Origin of the sequence: Bacteroides sp. ET489, assembly GCF_030518095.1 — a bacterium.
GTDB classification, from domain to species: Bacteria; Bacteroidota; Bacteroidia; order Bacteroidales; family Bacteroidaceae; genus Bacteroides; species Bacteroides ndongoniae.
The window spans coordinates 1-8,315 of sequence record NZ_JAULLJ010000062.1 but is presented as its reverse complement, the minus strand read 5'-3'; the positions used below and the strand labels follow the sequence as shown (position 1 = coordinate 8,315).

10 protein-coding genes are annotated in these 8,315 nt (G+C 43.7%); all 10 read right to left on the bottom strand.

Going from position 1 to position 8,315, the window contains the following annotated elements; translation table 11 throughout:
* Positions 1 to 155: 155 nt before the first annotated feature.
* A complete protein-coding gene (locus Q3C19_RS17330; RefSeq protein ID WP_302731017.1) occupies positions 156 to 677 on the bottom strand; it encodes a hypothetical protein in 522 nt (173 codons plus the stop codon).
* 36 nt (positions 678 to 713) lie between these two features.
* Positions 714 to 2,159: a tetratricopeptide repeat protein gene (locus Q3C19_RS17325; RefSeq protein ID WP_022054406.1), complete on the bottom strand. Its 1,446-nt coding sequence runs from the start codon at positions 2,157 to 2,159 to the stop codon at positions 714 to 716.
* Between the two features lie 15 nt (positions 2,160 to 2,174).
* A complete protein-coding gene (locus tag Q3C19_RS17320; RefSeq protein ID WP_022054407.1) occupies positions 2,175 to 3,116 on the bottom strand; it encodes a PstS family phosphate ABC transporter substrate-binding protein in 942 nt (313 codons plus the stop codon).
* An 11-nt stretch (positions 3,117 to 3,127) separates the two neighbouring features.
* The gene (locus Q3C19_RS17315) at positions 3,128 to 3,946 is read right to left on the bottom strand and encodes an energy transducer TonB (protein ID WP_022054408.1); all 819 of its coding nucleotides are present in this window, start codon (positions 3,944 to 3,946) and stop codon (positions 3,128 to 3,130) included.
* Positions 3,947 to 3,963: 17 nt separating this feature from the next.
* On the bottom strand, positions 3,964 to 4,623 hold the full coding sequence (locus Q3C19_RS17310; RefSeq protein WP_022054409.1) for a biopolymer transporter ExbD: 660 nt from the start codon (positions 4,621 to 4,623) through the stop codon (positions 3,964 to 3,966).
* A gap of 12 nt (positions 4,624 to 4,635) precedes the next feature.
* A complete protein-coding gene (locus Q3C19_RS17305) occupies positions 4,636 to 5,241 on the bottom strand; it encodes a biopolymer transporter ExbD (protein WP_071150658.1) in 606 nt (201 codons plus the stop codon).
* Between the two features lie 63 nt (positions 5,242 to 5,304).
* A complete protein-coding gene (locus Q3C19_RS17300; protein WP_022054411.1) occupies positions 5,305 to 6,111 on the bottom strand; it encodes a MotA/TolQ/ExbB proton channel family protein in 807 nt (268 codons plus the stop codon).
* Positions 6,112 to 6,264: 153 nt separating this feature from the next.
* Positions 6,265 to 6,684: a hypothetical protein gene (locus Q3C19_RS17295; RefSeq protein ID WP_302731008.1), complete on the bottom strand. Its 420-nt coding sequence runs from the start codon at positions 6,682 to 6,684 to the stop codon at positions 6,265 to 6,267.
* A 515-nt stretch (positions 6,685 to 7,199) separates the two neighbouring features.
* On the bottom strand, positions 7,200 to 7,496 hold the full coding sequence (locus Q3C19_RS17290) for a DUF4120 family protein (protein WP_302731006.1): 297 nt from the start codon (positions 7,494 to 7,496) through the stop codon (positions 7,200 to 7,202).
* A 33-nt stretch (positions 7,497 to 7,529) separates the two neighbouring features.
* Positions 7,530 to 8,315 (bottom strand): hypothetical protein (locus tag Q3C19_RS17285; protein ID WP_302731004.1); only part of this gene is annotated, 786 nt, incomplete at its 5' end.

Sequence of the window (8,315 nt, the reverse complement as noted above, 5' to 3'; positions counted from 1 at the left end):
CTGCACCGGAGACAAACAGAAGGGAGTCTCCGGGCAGAAAGGGGGTGACTACAAGTCCGGTTTCACAGAAAATGATTAAAAACAACAAGGCATATGTCCATTCATGGTATTCCTGCACGAGTGTAATCAGATGCTGGTCTATATGTAGGAAAATATCAATGAAGAAATCCATGTGACGTATGCAGGTTTTTTATGAATGTACTGGCTTTTTCTCCTTTCAGGCAGCATAGTTCTGTGACTGGTTTATACAAGAAAGAACTATAGGTCAGCAGTTGAAATGCGGCATATTGGTTGTCTTTTGAGTGAACAATCAGCAAATACAGCTGCGGCTCTTCTCTTGACATGGCAGGCAGGTCACAATAATCTGCCAGGTATTTTTTCAAGTCTTGGAACTGTTCTTTGCTGAATGTCAGGCTTTTTTTGCATACCATGCTGCCTGTTCCTGCATAGGCCTGATAGCGGGCACGGAAAATCAGAAAATAGAATGAAATGACTGCCAGCAAGCTTCCGGCAGCGATTTTCAGGGCATTAATATTGGATTCTGAGGTGCTTTCCGGTAAGAAAAACAGACTGATACCGGCAGCCAGCAAACAAATTGAAAGGCCTATGGTGAGGAAACTGGTGCGTTTCCGTATATCCTGTGTGGGATATGACTGTGATAGATTAAATGTTTCCATGAATTTCTTGTTTTTGTAGTTGAAAATTAAAGAGAACTATTGGGTAGCCTGAAGCCCTTGCAGGGCCTGTCTGGCCGTAGCGTTTTCCGGATCAAGTTCCAGAATTTTGTTCCAGTATGCTTTAGACTTTTCATAGTCCTTTTGCAGGAAATAATAGTATCCCAGGTAACTTTCACATTCGATGAGGAGTGATTTGGACGCGTCTGCTTTCTTTTCCAGCAAGGCCAGAGCCGATTCGTAATAAGGCTTGGCCAGTCCTTCCGTACTTTCAGGGTCGGCCATGGCATTGGTGCGGGCTCTCCAGAAATAGCCCAGGTAATTGTCGGGTACACGTTGAGATACTTCTGCAAAGATTTCGTCGGCTTTCTTCAAATAAGCTTCTTTTTCGGTTTCATTGGCGGTACTGCTTCCGGCCGCTATGTAATACAGTCTTCCCATCAAGAACATGTCGCTCACCTCGGCCTTTCCTTTCAGCCCGTCCAGATACACTTGGTACAGGCGGATGGCTTCAGGGTAATTTTGCAATTTTTCGTGGGCGGCAGACGCTTCCTTGGCTATTTCCGGATGCTCATGTGCCGCATCCGCTTCGAGGGCTTTTTCAAACCATTGCATTGCCTCGTCGTTCCTCTGGTCTGCCAATGACAGACGTCCACGGTATAGAAAGTCCAGGTAGACGTAGTCGCTTCCGTCCGGACGGTCAAAAAAAGCGTCAGCAGCTTCAAGCCCTTCTTTATAGGCGGCAATTTCATACAAATCGTACATACGCAGACGTTTCAGGAGATGGTTGTCCTTGTCTGTAGCAAGCCCTTTCTCTACGGCCTTCAGTGATTGCGCATAGTCTTTGTTCAAATATAGCAGCATGGCGTAATACCCGTAGTCTTGCGCATCAGGAGTTCCTTGTTGCATGAATTCGTCGTAAGCAGATTTTGCTTTGCCATAGTACCCTGCCTGATAGTACGCATTGGCTAATTCACGGTTTACTTCCAGCAGTTCAGGATGGTTTGCCTTCAATTTTGTCAGCATGTCAATAGAGAGCTGAGGGTTCACCCCGATGTAGGCACGTGCGTATTTGTAATAGGCATCGTAGCAATCTGCATCGAACAAAATGGCCTGTTCGTAATATCCGCATGCCGTGCCTACATTTTTCTGTGCCAGGGCAATGTCACCTGCCAGCATATATACCGGAGCCGATTTGGAGTCTGTTTTCATGGCACGGTCAGCATAAACTTGTGCTTCAGCCGGGCGGTTATGATCCAGATAGGCGTTGCCTATGGCAACCAGCAAGGAGATGTTTTTCTTGTTTTTCCCCTTTAGTAACTCGCTGAATTCTTTGGCGGCTGTTTCCGGTGTTTCATTGATACCGGAAGCTATCTGTGTAATTAGCCTGTGGGTTTCAGCTGTAAGAGTTTCCTGGGCATAGCAGTATGAGGCAGAAAATATCATTCCGCTGCATACAAAGCATAAAATTTTATTTTTCATCATAAATTGCTCATTAAATTAGAAATCATCTTTTACGTTTACAATCCGGACTGGCTGTGTAGCCGGTATCAGTCCTGACTTGAGGATAATCCGTTGTCCGCGCTCTCCTGTCAGAAACGTCATCAGTCCGGTAGGGAGTGCTCCTTTGGGGTCATTGATAAGGATGTACACCTCATTCGTCAGCGGATATTGTTTTAACGCCAGATAAGCCTGATAAGGTCTGTAACTGTTTTCTGGAGTAGCTTCACTGCTTTCCGAAACCGACATGACCCTGACTCTTTGGTTGAAGGAGAGCCGTGTCGTATCTGCCTTGTTGCCTATCCAGTTGGCACCGATAATGCCAATGGCATCCGGTGTGGCAGCTACATAATCAATTACTTCTTCATTGCTTTTCCGTGCCTTTAATGAGGAAGAAAGAGGTTTCCCTTGGCAGATGGAGTCGATGACATAATGTACGGTTCCTGAGTTCGGATTGTCGAACACTACTTGCATGCGTCCCAGCCTTGACTTTGGGTTTAACTCTTTCCATTCCGTGATTTCTCCGGTGGCGATGCGCCGGAAGTCTTCCACTGTAATGAGTGAGTCGGGATTGCAATGGTGGGTAATCAGTGCGATTCCGCTGGAAGCCATTTGAATGGATTCCGGAAAGAATTTGCGTGTATGAAAAGAAATTAATTCCTTTTCTGTCAGCCGGCGGTTGGTGATTGCCAGACGTACGCTGTCTTTCAGCAACAGGTTGACAGCTTCTACCTCACTGCAATAAACCGGGGTGATTGAAGCCTCGGGAGTCAGTGCCTGATATACTTGCAGCTCTTCTTCCATGATAGGCTTGAACGATTCGTCTACGGCAATGCGGATTTCTCCCGAATACAAGGTTTCCTCTTTACCGTTTTTCCCGGAGGAATTACAAGCCGAGAACGTGAGCATGCACAACAGATATAGCATTAATTTCTTTTTCATACACTTGGTGATTACTGTAATTTAAAAACAATAGGGCAGGTATAATAAACCGGTACGTTACGGCCGTTCTGTTTCCCGGGAATCCATTGTGGCAGCGATTTTACCACGCGTATCGCTTCTTTGTCGCAATAAGGATCCAGTGAACGGAGCACCTTGACATTTTCCACATGGCCTTGTGCATTGACAACAAAACGCAGAATGACTTTTCCTTGTATGCCATTCTCTTGTGCAATGACCGGATACTTCAGGTTTTTGGCTATGTATTTAAGAAGCTCTGCAGGCCCTCCCGGAAATTGTGGCATCTGTTCTACCATCATGTAAGGCTCTTCTTCTTGAGCTTCTGGTGCCTGGGTAATGACTTCCTGCAAGTCGGCAATGTCTTTTCCGTTCAGTTCGTCATTGCCTTTCACGTCGGCGATGGATATTTGTACCTTGGTCTCTGTCAGCTCATCCTGGCTCTTGAGCTCATCGTCATCGTGCACTTCCTCGTCTTTCTTGATGACCGGTGCCGTGAATTTGATGGTACTCTTGAGAGCCGGAGGGGGTGGGGCAATGGGTTCTACCTTTTTCAATGTTTCTTCTTTCACTTCCGGCTCCTCCAGGGCAGAAAGCTGTGTCACTTCCACCATTTCTTCTTTCTGTTCCGGCATAGCCATTTTGACAAGACGGGGTAAGGTGAATCCGGCAAATGCCACAACTGTGACAATAACCAGAGAGGCCGTCTGCCGTCTTCCCAGGTCACGGCGCATTTTATAGGCACCGTAATTTTTATTTCTGTCTTTGAAAATGAGTTCGCACCATTCCAAAGAAGTTAAATCAACCTTTGACATTTTTCCCTTTTTTGAAGTTATACATTCCTATCTGTCGCTTTTTGACTTAACTCACCATGAGAGAGGTAGTTGTCTATCAGGAAACGGTCGCCGTCCGTAATGTCGACAATTACGTATTTCCCTATGCTGCAAATCTGCATTTCGTCCAGCGCATCTATCAGATTCTTATAAGTCGACTTGTCCATTGCCTTAATGATGACGGTAGGAGTGTTTTTTCCCGATTTCACGCTGGCAATTTCCTTCTTACATTCCTCTTCGGTGATTTCAAGCCTTGCTTTCTTATCCTTAAGCTCACGTACTTTCTTGACTGCTTCGTAGTTTTTGCTGAGCAATAGTTTACGCAATCCGCTGGCTTCGTAGGTGGTTTCTTTTAGTGAAGCATAGTTCTTGTAGTCCGGTTCGCCTTCGTAATAATAGAGTTTTCCGTCCTCGCCCAGCAATAAAGTCAGTGCCTGAGAGGCCTTGACTTTATTCTGTTGCTCTTCGGTGATGTTTTTATCATTGGATGGCATGCTGATTTCCATTGTTTGCGGCTTGCTCAATGAAGTACACAGCATGAAAAAAGTAATCAGCAGCATATTCATGTCGACCATGGGAGTGAAATCCACGCGGATATTCATTTTTTTCTGCTTGTTACCTTTCTTTTCTTTATTGTTGTTTTCTTGAATTTCAGCCATATTTCTTTTTCTTTATTCTTCCGGACCCGATTTTAAGGAGGTAATCAGATTGTATCTGTTTTCCTTGAGGTCTTGAAGAGAGTTCATCACTTTTTTTATGACCGCGTAGGGTGTTTGCTGGTCGGCCTTGATGGCAATGCGCAAGTCATGGTTCGTGGCACGTGCATTGCGCACCCATGCTTTGAACTGGTTGTCGATACTGTCACAAGGGATTCCCTGGTTTTTTAAGGTGCGGTCCTGCTGTTCTGTGCTAAGGGCCAGGAAAGATTTCATGTGGCTTATTGGTACTCCGAAAGTCTGGCACAAAGAAAATTTCTTTATTTCTTGCGGGGTAAATGAAAGCCCGTATTCCTTTCCCATTGCTTCTAATGTGGCTGCCATGTCACTTTGCTTGTCAAGACTCATAAAGATTTTTCCATCAGGGCCTACCAGGATGGACATGATGTTTGTTTCGGGTATCTTTATTTCAGAAATTGATGCGGGAGTGACAACCTGCACAGGCTCTTTTTTCACAAAACTGGCTGTCAGCATGAAAAAAGTAAGCAGCAGTACGGTTACATCGCTCATGGCTGTCATGTCGATGAACATGCTTTTCTTCTGAATTTTAGCTCTACTCATAATTGAAAATTTTAAATCAAACTTCTGTTTCTGTCTGCATGAGGAAAACCTCGGCTGGCAGAATTAATGAGTAGCTGCGAAAGTCTGTACAATGGAGAAGCCCACTTCGTCAAGGCTGTACGTCAGCTTGTCTATCTTGTTGGTGTAATAGTTATAGGAAATAACGGCCAGTGCACCGGTCAAGATACCAAATGCGGTGTTAATCAAGGCTTCAGAGATACCTGTAGACAATGCAACTGAGTCAGTACCTCCTCCGGCAGAAAGCGCGGCAAATGAACGGATCATACCGATTACGGTTCCCAGCAATCCCATCAAGGTGCCTAAGGTAGTGATGGTAGCGATGATAGGCAAGTTCTGCTGCATCATGGGAAGCTCAAGTGCGGTGGCTTCTTCCAGCTCTTTTTGTATGGCAAGAATTTTCTGGTCTTTCGCCAGTTCATTGTTCTGCTCCATTTCGCGGTATTTACGGAGAGTGGAGCTCACTACATTGGCCACTGAGCCGCGCTGCTTGTCACATAATTCTTGTGCTTTCTCCATGTCTCCTTTATTCAAGGCATCTTTAATCTGCGCCACGAATTTGGAGAGCTTGCTTCTTCCGAAAGAGGCGCGAAGGGTAAAATAACGTTCTACGCTTAAGGTGAGCACAGTCAACAAAAGAGTTTGGATAACAGGCACAATGATACCTCCTTTATAGATAGTTCCCAACATGTTTCCTGGAAGCGGATGATTGTTAGGGTCATTGTTCATGAAGTTGGCCGGGTTTCCAAACACAAAATGATAAATGCAAATGGCTACGATGAAACATGCGATGATGATTAAACCTGCGGCTTCTATTCCTTTGAAAGATTGTTTTGAGTTATTCGTTTTCATAATTTAATCGTTTTATAGAGTTTTGTTTTTTTTTGAAAAGTTTAGACAATAAGTAACTGGCTTGCGTCAAGCATGTGAAGCAAGAAATCCATATCCACTCCGACACTTTGCAAGGATGCCGGAGCAGTGAAAAACAACTAACCTATAAAACGGCTAAATAATGATTTTCCTCATGGCAAATACATAGTATTCGCATGAAGGAATCACACAATGAATGTTTGTTGAAGGGTAAAGGCTCTCCTTGTCCTTCAATAAACCTACCTCACGTAGGGAATGATAGAATAATAATAAACGTAAGGAAAACTTGATGTTTTGTTCATCATTGCGCATCACACGTTTATCTAGCAATTTGTTGAATGAATGGTCGTGGGTAAGCGTGCTGAACAAATCATGCGTTTTATCCAGAGTCGCATAGATAAAATGGAAGATTTCGTCTGCATCCGTCTGGTTTGATACCGCAGATGAGGTCTGGGCATCATGGAACGCATGGTTACATGAAACAGCCCCTGCCATCTCTACTCTCATAAAGATGACCGCCAGTAACAGCATTATTTTAAATATGGTCTGTTTCATATATTCAATTTCTATTTTTACTAAAACTCCGGCAAATATAGATAATATTCTTAATCTGGGCAAAATATTAATGAACTATTTTCCGTTTCTTCTAATTTTAAACTGTAATTAGCATAAAAATATCGGGTTTGTAATAATAGCATCGTAAGTTTTTCCGGACTTTTACTTTGTAAGTAATAAAAGGAATAATATAATACGATTCCTTGGAATTGTTATACTTCATTTTATAAGGTATATCTGCCTAATTCCTGCATAAAATATTTGTAGTTTAAATATATCAATATTCTAATTGATTTTGAAGTGAGTTTATCGATGTAATTACATGGATGAAGTATTTATAGGATGGAAAAACGTGAAAGTTTTATATACAAAAGACTATAATCTTGAAAAATTCCTGTCGTTGACAATGTAAGCATACTAGATTCAGTGATGCCTATATTTCCAAGGTTTTGTTTTCTTTATAAATTTCTAGACTTTAAGGTACATTATCGGATTGATATCAGTTATTGTAAAACTTAGGATCTATGTATGCTCCATCCGTGGAAACGTTCCATGATGACGGCAAAGGACTCGTCCGGATTTCCATGATACAACAGTCCTCCGACAATGCCTGTATTTCCGTCCGGATAGCGTTCGCAGAATCCGAACGAATATGGTGCATGGTCGTAATAAAGTTCGATTTCGCATGGACGGTTCTCGTTCTTCTCCCATTGTTTGAGACGTTCAAGACAGTTTTCTAGGGTCTTGTCATTGATGGATTTTGCATACTGTACGACCTTGTCGTAATACTCTTGTGAACAGCAGATTTTCATATAATTTGAATTTATTGGTTAGTAAATGTTTTTTTAGTCAATCCAGAAAGTACCGCAATGAGGGCATCTGCATCCGGCAGGATACTCATTCGAATATCGCACGTCACGGTGGCGTTTGTAGTTCATGTCACCGAAGGTGCATTTCCCGCTTCGGAATGTCTGCTCGTAAGCGGCTTCCTGTTTCTTGTATTCAGCCATCCGGCTTTTTCGGACTGATCCGGTAAAAGGTTTCATGCCCGTTGCCCATTTTGTGGAATCACACCAATCATTGGTCATACCGCAGACTTCATTGGCATAAGAATAATGTACCTGTGAATCGACAAACAGGTTCTCCCTTCGGAAAGGGAAAGTGATGTCCAATGGAATCCGTACATGATGTCCGGAACCGTTCCGGCTGTCGGCAATGGCCACCACTACATTCCCGTGGAAACGGATGCTCTTGAAATCCTTCTCAGGGTCTTCACTGATGAGCCTGTCAAACATGGCGTTGAAGTAGATGCGCAGTTCTCCACCGTACGTGGCATTCTCTACCAGTTCTTCAATCTTCTCGTCAAACTGCCCCTTTTTCAGATGCAGTGCGCGGCGTACCTTATGGCAAGCCATGGCGACCGATTCTCCCCGCAGTGAACAACCAGTCAGATATCCGATGATTTCCACTCCAAGCGAATAGAAAAAATTAGTAACGGACGAGTTGCGTATCAGGTCCTTTACCGGGTCGGAATCGTTCCGGTCGTAGATAAGTTCCCTGATTTCATCCTCATGCTCTTCAAACTCTCCGGCAAGATTGTCCGCTTCCATATTCTTTCTTGTCTCCTCCAA

What these genes read in the sequence shown, in the direction of transcription:
- Q3C19_RS17320 (WP_022054407.1), bottom strand. Translation starts at nt 3,116, where the DNA reads ATGAAAAAGAAATTAATGCTATATCTGTTGTGCATGCTCACGTTCTCG.
- Q3C19_RS17315 (WP_022054408.1), bottom strand. Translation starts at nt 3,946, where the DNA reads ATGTCAAAGGTTGATTTAACTTCTTTGGAATGGTGCGAACTCATTTTC.
- Q3C19_RS17325 (WP_022054406.1), bottom strand. Translation starts at nt 2,159, where the DNA reads ATGATGAAAAATAAAATTTTATGCTTTGTATGCAGCGGAATGATATTT.
- Q3C19_RS17300 (WP_022054411.1), bottom strand. Translation starts at nt 6,111, where the DNA reads ATGAAAACGAATAACTCAAAACAATCTTTCAAAGGAATAGAAGCCGCA.
- Q3C19_RS17290 (WP_302731006.1), bottom strand. Translation starts at nt 7,496, where the DNA reads ATGAAAATCTGCTGTTCACAAGAGTATTACGACAAGGTCGTACAGTAT.
- Q3C19_RS17310 (WP_022054409.1), bottom strand. Translation starts at nt 4,623, where the DNA reads ATGGCTGAAATTCAAGAAAACAACAATAAAGAAAAGAAAGGTAACAAG.
- Q3C19_RS17295 (WP_302731008.1), bottom strand. Translation starts at nt 6,684, where the DNA reads ATGAAACAGACCATATTTAAAATAATGCTGTTACTGGCGGTCATCTTT.
- Q3C19_RS17305 (WP_071150658.1), bottom strand. Translation starts at nt 5,241, where the DNA reads ATGAGTAGAGCTAAAATTCAGAAGAAAAGCATGTTCATCGACATGACA.
- Q3C19_RS17330 (WP_302731017.1), bottom strand. Translation starts at nt 677, where the DNA reads ATGGAAACATTTAATCTATCACAGTCATATCCCACACAGGATATACGG.